We start from the raw sequence: 14,665 nt of genomic DNA, 5'->3' as shown, positions 1-14,665 counted from the left end.
CGCCGGTCGGACCGGCGAGCCGGCAGCCTCGCGCCGCCGCACGCCAATCCAGTCAATAGACGCTTAGCGGCTACGCGTACGACTGCGCTGCGGACGCTGACCGCCGCGCGGGCCGCCGCCGTTGCCGCCGTCGGCGCGATTGCCGTTCGGATTGCGATTGCCGCCACCCTTGCTGCCGCCGCGCTTGCCGCCCGCGCCATCGCGCTTGGGGCCGGCGCCATACGACATGCGATTGCCGTCGACATCGCGACCGCCGCCGGTGCGATTGCCGTCGCGCCCGCCACCTACGCGATTGCCATCACGGCCGCCGCCCGGACGACTACCGTAGCCCGACGGCGCAACCGGCAGGCTACCGTAGCCGCTCAAGCCCGGCAGGCCCGGCCCGCCGCGTCGGCCGCCGCCGCGACGCGGCTGGTCGAGTTGCCCGTGCGTCGTCAGCACCGGCTCGCGGCTGATGAAGCCCATCGACGTCTGCATCGGATCGGGCTGGCGACGCTCGGTCGGACCGGCGCTGCCGCGCTTGCCCTTCTCCTCGGACGGCGCCTTCAGGCCGACGGTCGCCATCAGCTTGCGCACCTGCGCGTCGTCGAGCTCTTCCCAACGGCCACGCTTCAGGCCGCGCGGCAGCGGAATCGGGCCGTGACGCGTACGGATCAGCCGGCTCACCATCAGGCCGACCGCCTCGAACATCCGGCGCACTTCGCGGTTGCGGCCTTCGGCCAGCGCGACGTGATACCAGTGGTTCGTGCCTTCGCCGCCGCCATCGCGGATGCGCAGGAAATTCGCCGGACCGTCGTCGAGCTCGACGCCGTGCAGCAGCTTCTGCCGCATGCCTTCGGACAGCTCGCCGACGACGCGCACCGCATACTCGCGCTCGACGCTGTAACGCGGATGCATGAAGCGGTTCGCGAGGTCGCCGGAGGTCGTCAGCATCAGCAGACCTTCGGTATTGAAGTCGAGACGGCCCACCGCAAGCCATTTCGCCGTCTTCATCGGCGGCAGACGGTCGAACACCGACGGACGGCCTTCCGGATCCGCGTGGCTGACGATTTCGCCCGTCGGCTTGTGATACAGCAGCACGCGCGGCGGCTTGTTCGGCAGCTTGCGCTTGACCGGCTTGCCGTTGATCCGCACCTGGTCGGTCGGCATGATCCGCTGGCCGATGTGCGCCGGTTCGCCGTTCACCGACACGCGGCCGGCGACGATCAGTTCTTCCATTTCCCGGCGCGAACCCATGCCGGCTTCCGCCAGCACCTTGTGGAGCTTCGGCGCATCGTCGTCCGGCGACAGCACACGCTTGTTCGCAGGCTGATTGCGGCCACGGCGCAGCATCGGCGCTCGCACGCCGCTACCGCCCGCGGAGTTGTCCGCGTCGAACGCGGGCGACGTCACGTACGCGAACAGTTCGTCCTCGGACGCATCGCCTTCCATGGCTTTCGCCGAGCCACCTTCGGCCTTCGATGCACCGCGACGGCCCTGGCCGCCCTGGCCGCCCTTGGCCGCGCCTTCACGCTTGCCGGCGGGCTTGCGGCCGCCCTTGGCCGCGCCTTCCTTGCGCGGCGCACGCGCCGGCTGCGCGTCGGCAGCGTCGGCCGGCTGCGCATCCGCGCCCTCGGCGCCCTGCTGCTCGCCTTCGGCGCCCTTCGACTTGGCCGCCGCGCGACGCCGCGCGATCAGGCTGCGCGGGCCGCGCCGCAGACCGCGGCGGGGACGCTCGTCGCCACCCGCGGCCGAAGCATCCTGCTCCGGCGCATCGTCGGCACGCGCTGCCTGCACGGCAGGCGCGGACGATTCAATATCGTGGATATCTGTCAAAACAACCTCAAAATGTCAGGTCTCGCGCCCGGCGCGGGCGCGGCAAGAAGTTGGCCGCGATCAGGCGCGACGCTGTTTGGGTTCTGCTTCGTCGTCCGGCAGCGCGTCGGCGCCGATGGGCGCACTGGCGCTTCGTACGGCATCCGCGAGACTGTCGGACGTGTCGTCCAGCGTCTCGTCGTCCGCGGGACCGGAACGGGAGGCGTCGGCCCGATCGGCCTCGCCGGGCATGTCGCCGGCCGCTTCCGCTCCGTCTCCGGCAGCCGCTTCGGCGGCCGGCTTGCGATCTTCCTCGCTCCAATCCGCACGCTGCGGCTCGGGCTGCACACCGGTCGGCACTGCTTCGGCGCCGACCTGCTCCGTATGTTCCGTTTGCCCGCGATCGGCGTCGAGCGTATCGCGACTCGGAATTTCGTGCGTCGACGCGACGTCGGCCGGCACCTCGGCCGACTGGCCGTCGGGCGCTTCATCCGTGAGCGCCTGCGGCATGTCGGCCGCCGCATCGCTGGCCACCGGCATGTCACCGTCGAAATCCATCGCCTGCTGCGCGAGCAGCGCGGCCTCGATGTTCGCGGCCGGCTCTTCGAGCGCCGGCAGGTCGTCGAGCGCCTTCAGGCCGAGATCGTCGAGAAACTGCTTGGTCGTCGCATACAGCGCCGGACGCCCCGGCACGTCGCGATGACCGATCACCTCGATCCAGCCGCGATCCTCGAGTTGCTTGACCACCTGCGTGTTGACCGTGACGCCGCGAATCTCCTCGATGTCGCCGCGCGTGACGGGCTGCCGGTACGCAATGATCGCGAGCGTTTCGAGCACCGCGCGCGAATATTTCGGCGGCTTCTCGGGATGCAGGCGATCCAGATAATGACGCATCGCCGGCTTGCTCTGAAAGCGCCATCCGGTCGCCAGCGCCACCAGTTCGACACCGCGACCGGACCAATCCTGTTTCAGATCTTCGAGCAACGTGCGGACCGTGTCAGCCGACACGCCGTCGGCAAAGAGCTTGCGCAAATCGCCGAGCTTCAGCGGTTCCTGCGCACAGATCAAAGCAGTCTCGAGGACGATCTTCGCCTCTTGGGTATTCATGCAGCTAGGCCAGACCCTGTGGTCAAACGAACCGGATCAACAAACAGACGAAAGGAACGGAAGACGCGCTCGCCCGATTCTGATCGGTCATATTGATGGGAGCACGAACCGGGGGCGGCGAACCAACTTCAGGCCAGGCCCAAACCGGACGGAACAGCACGGCTCAACGACGGAACCGCGTGACTGAACGCCATATTACGCAAAATTGCCCGGTGCGTAAAGATGAGCGGAACAGGCCGCCGCACGGCGCGGCGCCCGCTCCGTCCCTGCTTCAGCGGGCGCCCGCGCCGTGCGCAAGGAACCGGCGTAGCCGCTCGACGCCCGCGTCGAGCCGCGCCGGATCGCACGCATAACACCAGCGCACGAACCCCTCTCCCTCCGGGCCGAACGCACGACCGGGCGCAAGGCCGAGCCCCGCGTCGCGCACCAGCGTCTTGCAGAACGCCAGGCTGTCGGCCGCGCCCGGCAGTCGCAGGAACAGGTACATCGCGCCCGGCGGAGGCGGCACGTCGACGCCCGGCAGCGTCCGCAGCGCGGCGATCAGGTGATCGCGCGCATCGCGCAGCGCCGCGACGAACGTCCGCACGAACGGCTCGCCGTCTCGCAACGCGACCTCGGCCGCGGCCTGAACGAAGCCCGGCGCACACGACGTGTTGTATTCGACGAGCTTCGACAGGTCGGCCATCACCGATGCCGGCGCAACCAGCCATCCGAGCCGCCAGCCCGTCATCGCCCACGCCTTCGAGAATGAATTCACGACCACGACGCGCTCGTCGCGAGACGCGATATCGAGGAACGACGGCGCGCCGCCCTCGTCGAATGCAAGCCGCTCGTACACCTCGTCGGCGACCAGCCAGATGCGGTGACGACGGCAATGGGCGAGCACGGCCCGCTGATCGTCGCGCGACATCGTCCAGCCGGTCGGGTTGTTCGGCGAATTGATCAGCAGCATCCGCGTATCGGGCGTCAGCGCCGCGAGCAACCGTCCGACATCGAGCCGCCATCCCGCATCGCCGTAGCCGAGCGGCACGCACTCGACCTGCGCGCCGAGGACCTTCGGAATCTCGACGAGATTCGGCCACAGCGGCGTGACCGCGACGACACGCTCGCCCGGCCCGACCAGCATCTGGGCAGTCAGCATCAGCGCACTCACGCCCGAACTCGTCACGGCCACCGTATCGGCCGCCGTCGCACCGTGACGCGCGCCGACATAGGCGGCGATCGCGTCGCGCAGCGCCGCCGTGCCGAGATTGTGCGTGTAGAAGGTCGCACCGTCGCGCAGCGCCGCCGCCGCAGCGTCGCGGATGAAGTCCGGTGTCACGCGGTCGGATTCGCCGAACCAGAACGGCAGCATGTCCGGCACGCCGAAGCCGGCGTTTGCGACCTCGCGGATCAGCGATGGACGCAGCGCGTGCACCGTGGCGCGCGCCGCCGGCTCATCGTTCGCCGGGAAAAAACCTGCGGAATGCGTCATCGAGAACCATCGCCCCAGGAACACGGTCCGCGTAGTGTACCGGCCGGCAAGCCGGACCGGCGCAACGTCAGTCGAGATCCTCGGCCCTCGCCGGCATCTGCCGCACGAGCTCCCAGATCGCCTGCGCGGCGGGCGACAACGACCGGTCGCGGCGGCGCACCAGTTCGACGGTGCGTTCGGTACGCGGCGTGAGCGGCCGCGCGACGAGCGTCGAGCCGGCCGGCAGCGGCAGCGACAGCCACGGCTGCACGCTCACGCCGACACCGGCCTCGACCAGCCCGAACACGGTCGCCGAATGCCCGAGTTCCTGCATGACCGTCGCGTTGACGCGATGCGTGGCCAGCGCCGCATCGATCAGCGGCCGGCTGCCCGATGCGTGATCGAGCAATACGAGGCGCTCGCCGTCCAGCGCAGTCCACGGCACCTCGGCCCGTGCCGCGAGCGGATGGTCGGCGCGCGCGACAAGGCAGAACGAATCGGTCATCAGCGGCTCGCAGACGAGATCGGCGACCGTCAGCGGCCCGATCACGACGCCGAAGTCGACTTCGCTCGATTTCACCTTGCGCAGCACGTCGCTCTGCACGTCGTCGCGCAGGCCGAGCGTGACGAACGGGAACTGGCGCTCGCACGACGCCACCACGCGCGGCATCAGCCTGCATGCGATCGTCGGGCTTGCCGCGACGACCACGCGCCCGCGGCGCTGCTCGCCGATCTCGCGAATCTCGCGCAGCGTGTCGTCGAGATCGTCGAGCAAGCGCGACACGCTCGCGATCAGGTTCGCACCGACGTCGGTCAGTTGCACGTCGCGCGTCGTGCGGTCGATCAGCTTCAGCCCGAGTTCGGCCTCGAGCTCTCGCACGCAACGGCTGACGGCGGACTGGGTGAGCCCGATCTCGTCACCCGCCCGGCTGAAGCTCTTGAGCCGCGCGACTTCGATGAATACGCGAAGCTGGCGCAGCGTAACGTTCATGTCCCGACCTCATCAATCATCGATATCGATGCGGGATTCTAATGTGCGAAACCGGCTTCGGCGAACGAATCGGCACCCGCCGCCCATGTTTCGCTGCGGTGCAATACATTCGCAAACGCACGTGACATGGGCGAATTGCACAAGATTGGTGATTGTCCCGATTTGCTCACGGGTTATTTTGGCGTCTTATACGCCCCTAGCTGACTTAGCCGTTAGCTCGCTGCCAAGCGGCTCTCGAGGGATTCACCTCCGACATGGCACGCTTCGTGCATTACCTTGCGCACAGGGTGCAGGTTTCGTCGGACGGAAGAGCAGAAACGCCGCTGCCGGCCAACCGGACGCCCCCACCCGGCACTCGACGATCGAGTGCTTGAAGAGTGCGCGGCGCAGGGCAGCGCACCGGAGTTAGCTTCGCTGAGGTGAGGACATGATGCTGTTCGACGATTTGAGAGATAACGAATGGGCGCTGGTCGAGGGTTTGTTTTGCTCGGAGCCCGCACGGAGTGAGCGGCGCGGCCGTCCCCGCGTGGAAGCCCGCTCGGTGGTCAACGCCGTGCTGTGGGTGCTGTCGACGGGGGAAGGCTGGTCGAAACTGCCGGGCCGCTATCCGTCCCCGCCGACCTGCCGCCGCCGCTTCGACGAATGGCAGGCGGACGGTACGCTCGCCGAAATCGTGAAGCGACTCGGCACGAGCGGCCGGCAGATCTCGCTGCGCGGACGCATCGGCGCAAGCGCGGCGAAGCCGCCCGCCCCGCCGAGCCGCGACCGGCTGCGCGGCGCCTTCTGGACCAACCCGGAATCCTGGCGCGCACCCGTCAAGATGGCGTAACGAATGCTCGATCGGGCGGCTTCGGCCGCCCGGTTTCTTTCTGCGACGCGACCTTTCGCGACGCATGCCTTGCCGTCGATTACCGTTGTCGTGCTGCGAAACAACTATTTACCAATATTTACAGCAAGCCTGCACTCCCACGCTTACCTTAGCGACATATCAACAGGCCGCACTGACGGCTTGAAGGGAGCCCCGCCATGAAAACAATGTCACTGCTCGTTGCATGCGGCATTGTCGTTTCCGTGGCGCTGAGCACTCCCGTCCATGCCGACGATCGCGCGAAGCCACCCCATCGCCAGCAGGATCACAGGAACACCTTTCGACAGCCACCGTCCGCGAACCCGTCCAGCCGGCAAACCGTGCCGCGCGGCGACTTGCGCGGCGACATCGCCAGCAATGCGCGGGCGCGAATCGGCTCACAGCCGTCGGGCGTGCCGCGCCATCCTTAGCCCTGCCGATTTCGAGATTTCGCCAAAGAAAATGCCCGCATCCGGGAACTGCGCCGCATGCGACGAGTCACATCGTTGCCATGAGCACAGCGTGGCAGCAGCAAAAGTATCCGGTACGCCCGTATCCTCGCGATACGGGCTTTTTTTTGCATCGCCGTCCCGTGCGGCGATGCACGGAACGGGATGGAGAGCCGCTAAAGACGACTTTCAAGAATCGCCACGGCGCTCGCTTCGCTCAATGCGTAGTCGTCCATGCGGCGATCAGTCCAGGAAAGTAATTTCTCGTCGCGCTCGAGGCGCGAGAATTCGGCGCGGCCGCTGTCGGTCAGTACGGCGATGTCGACCGGTGCATGAAAGCCCGGTGCGGGGGCAACGGTTTTCTGCCTGACCGTGTCCATCAGGCCGAGCGAACGGAGATACTCGAACACGCCCGGGCGGCGTGCCCACGGTACCTGGCGGTACTGCACTCGTCTCAATGCGTCGAGCACCGCTTCGTTGGAATACGTGGCCATCTCGATTCTTTCTTAAAGTGCAGCGACAATGCGAAGCGGCGAGCCGGGCGGGGTCTCCGCCCGCCGAAACCGCCACCGATTCTGGAGGCCGACGTTGTTCGGCGTCGCGTCAGGGCCGTATCGTCAGCCGTCCATAAAAAGACACCATACCCCAATCAAATTGATTCTGTTCGATTCATTTGTACTTCTCTTCATCGGTTTCATGCTCTGCCGCAAGCAGCGTCGAACCATTTCCATCGCCGCCGCCGCGCTGTTCTGGCTACTGGCGACGGGCTGGCTCGCGGCGCCGCTCATCGCCTGGACCGAGGCGGGCGTCACGCCGGTCGAGCACCCCGACATGCACGGGCGAACCACGCTGATCCTCCTTGGCGCCGGCACGCGCCGCACCGACTCGGGATTGCAGCCGCCGCCCGACGGCGTCGCGCGCATCCACAAGGTTGCTGCGCTCTATCGCACGTGCCGGCAGCAGGCCGAACGCTGCACCGTGGTGATGTCGGGCGGCAACCCACAGCATCACGGCGACACCGAGGCGGCCGTCTACGGGCGCCAGCTCGTCGCACAGGGCGTGGCGCCGGCCGACCTCGTGCTCGAACCGGACAGCCGCACAACCTACGAAAACGCGAAATTCACTGCATCTATACTACGCTCACAGTATGACGACGCGCGCGTTCTCGTCACGTCGTCGTATCAGATGCGCCGGGCGCTGCTCGATTTCCGCCGTTTCGGCATCGATCCGCAGCCCGTTTATGCGAACCTCCGACGTGCGCAAACGGGCTGGTTGCCGCGCTGGCGCAATGTGGCGAACGCCGAGCAGGCGCTGCACGAGCTGGTCGGAATCTCGCAATTCCACGTGTATCGCTGGCTCGGCTGGTTCTGACGATACCGCGAAAATCGCTGCACCACCCCGCATGGCAGATGCGTGACGCAGTGCGCGAAGTGTTGCGCGACTTCAACGGGGCCTTGCGTCGTGCGCCGATCCGATGCACATTGATCCGTCACTTTTGTTACACTCGACACGCACTCGATTGCAGTCGCCAGACAAAACGGCACACTCGGGTTCATCACCACTTAGCGGAGGTAAAGCAATGAAGAAGACGTCCCTGGCTATCCTGGTAGCGATGTCGGCGCTGACTGGCGCAGCGTATGCGCAAGAGAGCACGCAGATCCAGACCATCACCGATCCGGCCAAGATCGCCGAGATCGAGCAGCGTGCACAAGCGCTGCAACAGCAGCAAGCGGCCGAAGCGGCTCAGCCGGCGGCGCAGGAAGAGCATCACCACGGCAAGAAGGCTGCGCATCACAAGGCAGCGAAGAAGGCCGGCAAGAAGGCGAAGGCTGCAGACGCTGCCAGCCAGTAAGTTCGGCGGCACCGTACCAGCGACAAGCCGAATCCGGGCAACCGGGTTCGGCTTTTTTGGTTGCGGCGCCCGCGCGCTGTGCTAAAGTCGCGCACCGAAATTTTCCACCCGTGCGCACCCCGGTGCGGAGGACAGCATGAGTAACATTCAACTCGACATCGAGTGGACCGAAGCCGCCACTCGCCGGATCAAGCAACTGATGCCCCGCGGCTCGGACGACGCGTTTCTCGCGCTGCCGCCGATCGAGTGCCTGCCGATGGAGGGCGACGTGCTGTTCCTCGGCCCGCAAGGCAAGCAGCAACCGTTCATCGTTGCCGAGCGCCAGTATCACCATGACGGCGACGCCGACTGGACGATCATCCTGATCCTCGACGTACCCAGCGCGTCGCACTGACGCGCGGCCGCGACCGGACAGGTCCGGTCGCTCCACCCGGCTCGACTCAGACGAGCTTCGACAGCACGCGGATTTCGGAACGTTCGATCCAGTCCGCGGCCGCTTCGCGATAAGCGAGAATATGCGCGGAACGCGCATGCGCGGCCAGCGCCTCCTCGCTCTCCCAACGCTCGATGAATACGAACCGCGCGGGCTCCTTCAGATCCCGGTGCAGGTCGTACTGCAATGCGCCGGCTTCGTTGCGGGTCGGCTCGACGATTCCCTCGAGCGCGGCGCGCAGTTTTTCCTCGGCGCCGGGCTTCGCCACGATCAGCGCCACGACTGCAATTTCCGCCATTCCCGCCTCCCTCTTCCGAAAAAGTCCGAGAATACGCGAATCTCGCGCCGCGCATCGGCTACGCCGAGACGGCATGACGACGGCACCAAAAAAATAGCCCGCGCTTCAGAGAAGCGCGGGCGAAACCGTCGCCCTACGAGGATAGGCGACGGGGCCATCGAGATCCGCACGCTGGCGCGGATCGTCATCTGTTGTGCCGACGCTTGTCGCGTCGGCATGTGAAGGCGTCGAGACCGTTGTTCGGGCGCTCGCGGCGCATTCCCCGGGCTCTGACGCCATCCTCCCTGTTCTAACGATTCCAACCTATAAAGCAGGTTGCGTGCCAGGCGCAGGACACCCGACATTCCGTTGATTTATAAGGACAATTTTTTAGATCGGCGACAATGTGACACTTGTTTTGTCGTCGTAACGCCCGGATGTTACGTAACGTCACGAGGCGGGGTCGAACCACGCTCCCGCCACACGCGCCAGCGAGCGACCATGAAAAAAGCCCGCCGGAAGGCGGGCTTTTCAAGGGTGCGGGAAACGCCGGGATCAGCGGAGCTGATTCACGAGCAACCCCATGATCTGCCGAGCCGGCGACGACGTATCGATCGCGCCCGAATCGTCGACGACCGCGACGCGCGTCTGATCGGCCGTGAGCGCCTTCACGTTGACGCGATACTGCTTCGCCTGCTTTTCCTTCTTGCCGTGGAACAGCTGGCTCCAGAAACCCTGCTCCGCCGAGCTCAAATCCTTCGGATCGACGTAGCGCACGAAATACAGGCCCTTCGAGCGATCGCGATCGTCGACCGTGAAGTTCGCGCGATCGAGCGCGAGACCGACATGCAGCCACGACCGGTCGTACGGCTCGCCGAGCGTGACTTCGGACGGCACGGCCGCTTCGGCCGCGTCATTGCCTTGCGCCGACGTGCGCGAGACGTTCTGCGCAGCGATCGCCGCGGCAGCCTTCGACGACGCATCGGCATCGGCCTTCTTGTCGTTCGGGACCGCGTTGTCCTTGATGTTCGCGATCGGCGGTTCGCCGTTCTTCGCGCGTTGCTCGTTCTGCGCGAGCACGGCCATCAGCCGCTTCAGGTATTCCGTCTCGAGCGCGGGATCGTTCGGCTTCGGTTCCCATTTGCTCGAATCGTTGTTCGCGCCGGTGATCGCCTCGCGCATCCCCTTCTGGCTGATGAACACGTAAGTGCCGCCGTTCGGCGCCGAATCGAGACGCGTGCGGTACTTGTTGCGCTCGGCCGTCACGTACGAATTGCCCATCGCCTTCGAGATCACGCTGCGGATCAGGCCGTCGTTGATCTGCGGATGGGTTTCGTTCCAGTCGGTTTCCATCACGCCCTTGTCGCGCTGGTCGACGACGAGCAGGAAGCCCTGCTCCTGCCAGAAACGGCGAACCTGCGGCCAGATCGCGGCCGGCTGCTTGCCGTCGATCACGAGCCAGCTTTCGGTGCCGTCGCGCTGGATATGCATGCCGGCCACGGCCGGCGCGACGGTGTCCAGCGCGGGCGCAGCCTGCTGGACCTGCTTGAGCGCGGACAGGGAAGTCGCGCCGCCCTGGGGCGGCAGCGAACGCTGATCGGCCGTCTCGTCGAGCATGTTGGGCGGCACTGCGAGCGACGCTTCCTTCGATTTCGAATCGCTCTTGTAGTCCACTTTCGTGGGCGACGACGTACCGCAACCGGCGACGAGCGCGCCGGTGGCGAGCACTGCAGCGAACCGCATGGTAAGACGAAGATCAGTCATGTTCGGGGAATCCTCTTCCGCTAAATCACGGCGCTTTCCGTGGATCAACCTTGCATTTTACCGGGGCCGCGCCGCGATGTGCAAAAAAGCGACGGCCAAGAAAAAACCCGCGTCAGCCTGAGCTGACGCGGGTTCTTGTCTGGTCGGGGCGAGAGGATTTGAACCTCCGACCACCTGCACCCCATGCAGGTACGCTACCAGGCTGCGCTACGCCCCGAAAGAAAAAAATTATAACAGACAGTTCCTCGATTTAGAACGGGTCGCATGCATTTTGTGAATGTTCTCGTGAAATTTTTTGGCGCGATGGTGCCGATGCAAGCAATCTGCGGCGCCGGTTCCCCACCTGCGTCACCGCTTGCGTGCGACGCAGATAACCGTCAGGCCGGCGACGCGATTGAAGCGGAACATCGGCAACTCGATGCGGCAGATCGTCTTGAGCAAGCCGTTGACGAACGGATGATGACGACGCAATTGCGACGCAGGCTCGCGCGGATGCGAACGCGCGCGCTCGCCCAGCCGCAACGCGGCCGCGAGCGGAAACGTGAGACCGAAATAATAGGCGCCGTGCTCGACGTCGAGCCCCGCACGCCGGGTCACGTCCTCGAGGCCGCCGAGCGTATATCTGCGCTTGTGCTCGAGGAAATCGTCGTGGCCGCTCCACAGGAACTGGAACGCCGGCACCGTGATCAGGAACCGGCTGCCCGGAGGCGCACCCTTCACATACTGCATCAGCAGCCCGACATCGTCGTCGACATGTTCGAGCACGTCCATCAGCAACACGAGATCGGCATCGAATCGATCGACAGACCGCCGAAAGTGGATGGGCTTGCCGGCCGCCTCGCCGTCGCTGTCGTCGGCGTAGCTCGTGTCGACGCACCATGCTTCCGTCGCCTGCGTGCGCTCGAGCAGATGCTGCGAGAAAAAGCCGGAACCCGCACCGACGTCGAGTATGCGGTTCGCGCCCGACGCACCCAGGAACCGGCGAATTGCGCTCGCCTTCGACGCGTAGTACCAGTGGTCGCCCACCCCCGCACCCAGTACGTCGACTTCCTTCAGGTCCATGGCGCTTCCCCGTGATGGCTGCCGTGTTGTGACGCCGAACCAGCCATTGATGCCGATCTTACCTCGCCGCCAGCGTCGATCGTATCCGTCGATGCCCGGGGGCCGCGCCGCTCGGGCATCGGGTGAAACCCGCGCCGGCCAAGGCCGGTCGCGGGTTTTCAGGGCCGCTTCGACAGACGCCGACCGCCGCGCCGGACAAACCAAACGACCGTTTGAACCAGCCGTCCATCCCCCGCGAATCCATTGTCTGGCCGCCCGCCGGCGCGCCGCACCGGTATGCCCGTTGTTTGGTAACGCCGCTCTAGCACGCTATGACACACTGCACGGCATCGACGCCCGCGCCGTGCAATAGCGCGTCGCCGTCGATCAAGACAAGACATGGAGACAGACGATGCGGAATGCGGTCCGACACGGCCATCGCTCGCCTTTGGCAATTTTCGACTGGGTTTCCGGCCTGCGACGCACGGCCGCCGCGGGGTCGCGCACGACATCCCGCGTGTTCGGCTGCAGCGCGCTGGCGCTCGCGCTGCTTTGCACCGGCTGCGCGGAATCGGCCGCGCAACGCGACAGCAATACATCCATCGCGTCGACGAAGATCGAGCGCACCAAGGCCGAGCGGCTCGCGCGCGAGCAGCAGATCGCGCGTACCGTGCCGTCGCTCGCATCGATCAGCCTCACGCAACCGCGCCCGTTCACGCTGCGCGACTCGGGCCAGAACGGCGCGATGACGTTCCTGCGCGACGTCGATTTCCGCGTCGTCAACAACCTCGGCTTCTTCATCCATCAGTTGTCCGCCACGCTCGTACCGACGCAGGCCGGCGCGCCGATCGTGTTCGACGACCCGACGAGCTTCGAGATCGACGTGCACGAAGGCACGGTCACGCTCGACAACGCGAAGCTGACCGCCCTCTTCAACACCTACATCTTCGGCTATCGCAACGCGCCGCTGCGCAAGCTCGCGGTGTCGGCCGGCGACGGCGTGATCCATCTGCAAGGCGAGATGCAGCGCGACGGCTGGGTACCGTTCTCGCTGACCGGCACGCTCGCGATCCGCGACGGCAGCCAGCTCGTGTTCCACCCGACCGGCGTGCGCGTGTCGGGCATCGACGCCCAGCCGGTGATGCGCGCGGCCAACGTGAAAATGGCCGACCTGCTGAAGGTGCAGACACCGATCGCCCAACTCGCCGGCGACGATCTCGTGATGGCGGTCGACAAGCTGATGCCGCCGCCGCGCCTGAAACTCACGATCACCGCCGTGCGCGTGACGCCGGCGGGCCTCGACCTGAAGCTCGACGACGGCACGCGTGCCGGCTTCGCGATGCCCGCGAATGCCCCGCAGCAGGCGATGTATATCCGCGGCGGCGACGTGAAATTCATGCGCTCGATGCCGATGAACGCGGATATCCTGATCGGTCCGATCGACTCGTCGAGGCGCGACCAGACGTTCGTGTTCGACCTGTATCACTATCGAGACCAGGTGTCGGCCGGCTACTTCAACTTCGACGAAAGCGGCGCGATGGCGATCCGGATGCCGTCGTATACGGGCCCGGCGAGCGGCGCGCTGCTCGGCAACGCCGCGGCGCGCCTGAACGACAGCTTCCTCGCCGCGCAGCAGAATACGCTGCGCGACGTGCGGCAGCACTGGGAAGCGTACGCGCTGGCGGCGGACGCGGCGCGGCCCGGCATGCAGAAGGTTGCGATGCGGCGCACGTCGACGACGCCGTTCAACGAACGGCACGTCTCGAACCGCAACCCGACGATCCACCTGCGCAACGTCGACTTCAACCTGTCCGGCGATATCGGCTTTCATGTCGAAGATCTCGACGTGGAGCTCGTGTCGAAGCGCCCGGGCGAACCCGTCGATCTCGACGATCCCAACCAGTACGACATCCGCATTCTCGGCGGCACGGTCGTCGAGTCGTGGAAGGCGATGTCGGCGCTCTTCAACGACTATCTGCTCGACTATTCGCCGCGTTCGCTGAACGACCTGCAATTGAGCGCGGACGGCCAGAACCTGCGCGTCCGGGGCGGCATCAAGCTGTGGAATCATGTGCCGGGCGTCTGGCTGCCGACCGACATGAAGGGCTCGCTGACGGTGCTCGACGACCGCCACCTCGCATTCAAGCCATCGCAGGTGTCGGTGCTCGGTATCCCGCAGGCGACGCTGCTGCGCTCGCTCGGCATCGAGCTCGCGTCGCTGACGCCGTTGCAGCGGCGCGGCGCGGAACTGCGCGGCGACACGCTCGTGCTCGACCAGTACACGGTGTTCCCGCCGCCCGTGCTGAACGGCAAGCTCGGCCAGGCAACGGTCGAGCGCGACGGATTGCGGCTCACGTTCCGGCGCGCCGCAAGTGCACCCGCCCCGAAGCGGCCGCAGATCGACGCGCCGAGCTACATGTGGATGGAAGGCGGCGACATGAAGATGTTCAACGTGCTCGAACTGAACGTGCGCGCGCTGATCCGGAATTCGGCCGAGGCCGGCCCGATGCGGTTCGACCTGTACGGGTATCGCAGCCAGGTCGCGCAAGGCTCGGTGCGGATGCTGCCGGACGGCACGCTGGTCGTCGACATGGGGCTAAAGAATCCGCTCGCGTCGCGCTGATCCGCGTGCAGGGCACGCATGAAAAAAGCCCGGT

At 66.1% G+C, this 14,665-nt stretch carries 13 protein-coding genes, 1 tRNA gene and 1 pseudogene; 6 read left to right on the top strand and 9 right to left on the bottom strand.

Annotated elements, in window-relative coordinates; all coding sequences use genetic code 11:
- Positions 1-63: 63 nt before the first annotated feature.
- The 4 genes from rluB to WS89_RS05240 form a co-directional block, all read right to left on the bottom strand.
- The gene (gene rluB / locus WS89_RS05255) at positions 64-1,815 is read right to left on the bottom strand and encodes a 23S rRNA pseudouridine(2605) synthase RluB (RefSeq protein WP_059789763.1); all 1,752 of its coding nucleotides are present in this window, start codon (positions 1,813-1,815) and stop codon (positions 64-66) included.
- Between the two features lie 60 nt (positions 1,816-1,875).
- Positions 1,876-2,901 carry an SMC-Scp complex subunit ScpB gene (gene scpB, locus WS89_RS05250; protein ID WP_059789762.1) on the bottom strand — a complete coding sequence of 342 codons (1,026 nt, stop codon included), beginning with the start codon at positions 2,899-2,901 and terminating at the stop codon, positions 1,876-1,878.
- Positions 2,902-3,172: 271 nt separating this feature from the next.
- Positions 3,173-4,375, bottom strand: a complete 1,203-nt coding sequence (locus WS89_RS05245) for a pyridoxal phosphate-dependent aminotransferase (RefSeq protein ID WP_059789761.1) — start codon at positions 4,373-4,375, stop codon at positions 3,173-3,175.
- A 67-nt stretch (positions 4,376-4,442) separates the two neighbouring features.
- A complete protein-coding gene (locus WS89_RS05240) occupies positions 4,443-5,345 on the bottom strand; it encodes a LysR family transcriptional regulator (RefSeq protein WP_059499063.1) in 903 nt (300 codons plus the stop codon).
- Between the two features lie 430 nt (positions 5,346-5,775).
- Between WS89_RS05240 and WS89_RS05235 the strand changes: the two are divergent.
- A pseudogene (locus tag WS89_RS05235) lies at positions 5,776-6,171 on the top strand (transposase); the annotation flags it as partial.
- A gap of 200 nt (positions 6,172-6,371) precedes the next feature.
- Entirely contained in the window at positions 6,372-6,623 is a 252-nt protein-coding gene (locus WS89_RS34535; protein WP_082741798.1) for a hypothetical protein, read from the top strand.
- Between the two features lie 194 nt (positions 6,624-6,817).
- Here the strand turns inward: WS89_RS34535 and WS89_RS05230 are convergent, their stop codons facing one another.
- Positions 6,818-7,135 (bottom strand): hypothetical protein, encoded by a 318-nt coding sequence (locus tag WS89_RS05230; RefSeq protein ID WP_006495354.1) that lies wholly within the window; start codon positions 7,133-7,135, stop codon positions 6,818-6,820.
- A 160-nt stretch (positions 7,136-7,295) separates the two neighbouring features.
- Here WS89_RS05230 and WS89_RS05225 point away from each other — a divergent pair, with 160 nt between their 5' ends.
- The 3 genes from WS89_RS05225 to WS89_RS05215 all read left to right on the top strand — a co-directional run bounded on the left by WS89_RS05225 (position 7,296) and on the right by WS89_RS05215 (position 8,887).
- Positions 7,296-8,012, top strand: a complete 717-nt coding sequence (locus tag WS89_RS05225; protein ID WP_059789760.1) for a YdcF family protein — start codon at positions 7,296-7,298, stop codon at positions 8,010-8,012.
- 208 nt (positions 8,013-8,220) lie between these two features.
- A complete protein-coding gene (locus WS89_RS05220) occupies positions 8,221-8,493 on the top strand; it encodes a hypothetical protein (protein WP_034207109.1) in 273 nt (90 codons plus the stop codon).
- 136 nt (positions 8,494-8,629) lie between these two features.
- A complete protein-coding gene (locus WS89_RS05215) occupies positions 8,630-8,887 on the top strand; it encodes a hypothetical protein (protein WP_059499065.1) in 258 nt (85 codons plus the stop codon).
- Positions 8,888-8,933: 46 nt separating this feature from the next.
- Here WS89_RS05215 and WS89_RS05210 read toward each other — a convergent pair whose 3' ends face one another.
- From WS89_RS05210 to WS89_RS05195, 4 genes are all read right to left on the bottom strand, one after another.
- On the bottom strand, positions 8,934-9,224 hold the full coding sequence (locus WS89_RS05210; RefSeq protein WP_059499066.1) for a putative quinol monooxygenase: 291 nt from the start codon (positions 9,222-9,224) through the stop codon (positions 8,934-8,936).
- Positions 9,225-9,758: 534 nt separating this feature from the next.
- Positions 9,759-10,967: an outer membrane protein assembly factor BamC gene (gene bamC, locus WS89_RS05205; RefSeq protein WP_059499067.1), complete on the bottom strand. Its 1,209-nt coding sequence runs from the start codon at positions 10,965-10,967 to the stop codon at positions 9,759-9,761.
- A gap of 140 nt (positions 10,968-11,107) precedes the next feature.
- A tRNA-Pro gene (locus WS89_RS05200) sits at positions 11,108-11,184 on the bottom strand.
- A gap of 131 nt (positions 11,185-11,315) precedes the next feature.
- Positions 11,316-12,029 (bottom strand): class I SAM-dependent methyltransferase, encoded by a 714-nt coding sequence (locus WS89_RS05195; protein WP_059789759.1) that lies wholly within the window; start codon positions 12,027-12,029, stop codon positions 11,316-11,318.
- A 391-nt stretch (positions 12,030-12,420) separates the two neighbouring features.
- Between WS89_RS05195 and WS89_RS05190 the strand changes: the two genes are divergently transcribed.
- The gene (locus tag WS89_RS05190; RefSeq protein ID WP_059789758.1) at positions 12,421-14,631 is read left to right on the top strand and encodes a hypothetical protein; all 2,211 of its coding nucleotides are present in this window, start codon (positions 12,421-12,423) and stop codon (positions 14,629-14,631) included.
- The last annotated feature ends 34 nt before the right edge of the window (positions 14,632-14,665 follow it).

This window comes from Burkholderia sp. MSMB1072, from assembly GCF_001524725.1.
In the GTDB taxonomy this organism is placed as follows: Bacteria; Pseudomonadota; Gammaproteobacteria; order Burkholderiales; family Burkholderiaceae; genus Burkholderia.
Note: the sequence above shows the minus strand (reverse complement) of the source record. Positions and strands in the feature narration are given on the sequence as shown.

What these genes read in the sequence shown, in the direction of transcription:
- WS89_RS05190 (WP_059789758.1), top strand. Translation starts at nt 12,421, where the DNA reads ATGCGGAATGCGGTCCGACACGGCCATCGCTCGCCTTTGGCAATTTTC.
- WS89_RS05245 (WP_059789761.1), bottom strand. Translation starts at nt 4,375, where the DNA reads ATGACGCATTCCGCAGGTTTTTTCCCGGCGAACGATGAGCCGGCGGCG.
- WS89_RS05220 (WP_034207109.1), top strand. Translation starts at nt 8,221, where the DNA reads ATGAAGAAGACGTCCCTGGCTATCCTGGTAGCGATGTCGGCGCTGACT.
- WS89_RS34535 (WP_082741798.1), top strand. Translation starts at nt 6,372, where the DNA reads ATGAAAACAATGTCACTGCTCGTTGCATGCGGCATTGTCGTTTCCGTG.
- scpB (WP_059789762.1), bottom strand. Translation starts at nt 2,901, where the DNA reads ATGAATACCCAAGAGGCGAAGATCGTCCTCGAGACTGCTTTGATCTGT.
- WS89_RS05240 (WP_059499063.1), bottom strand. Translation starts at nt 5,345, where the DNA reads ATGAACGTTACGCTGCGCCAGCTTCGCGTATTCATCGAAGTCGCGCGG.
- bamC (WP_059499067.1), bottom strand. Translation starts at nt 10,967, where the DNA reads ATGACTGATCTTCGTCTTACCATGCGGTTCGCTGCAGTGCTCGCCACC.
- WS89_RS05230 (WP_006495354.1), bottom strand. Translation starts at nt 7,135, where the DNA reads ATGGCCACGTATTCCAACGAAGCGGTGCTCGACGCATTGAGACGAGTG.
- WS89_RS05210 (WP_059499066.1), bottom strand. Translation starts at nt 9,224, where the DNA reads ATGGCGGAAATTGCAGTCGTGGCGCTGATCGTGGCGAAGCCCGGCGCC.
- WS89_RS05215 (WP_059499065.1), top strand. Translation starts at nt 8,630, where the DNA reads ATGAGTAACATTCAACTCGACATCGAGTGGACCGAAGCCGCCACTCGC.
- WS89_RS05195 (WP_059789759.1), bottom strand. Translation starts at nt 12,029, where the DNA reads ATGGACCTGAAGGAAGTCGACGTACTGGGTGCGGGGGTGGGCGACCAC.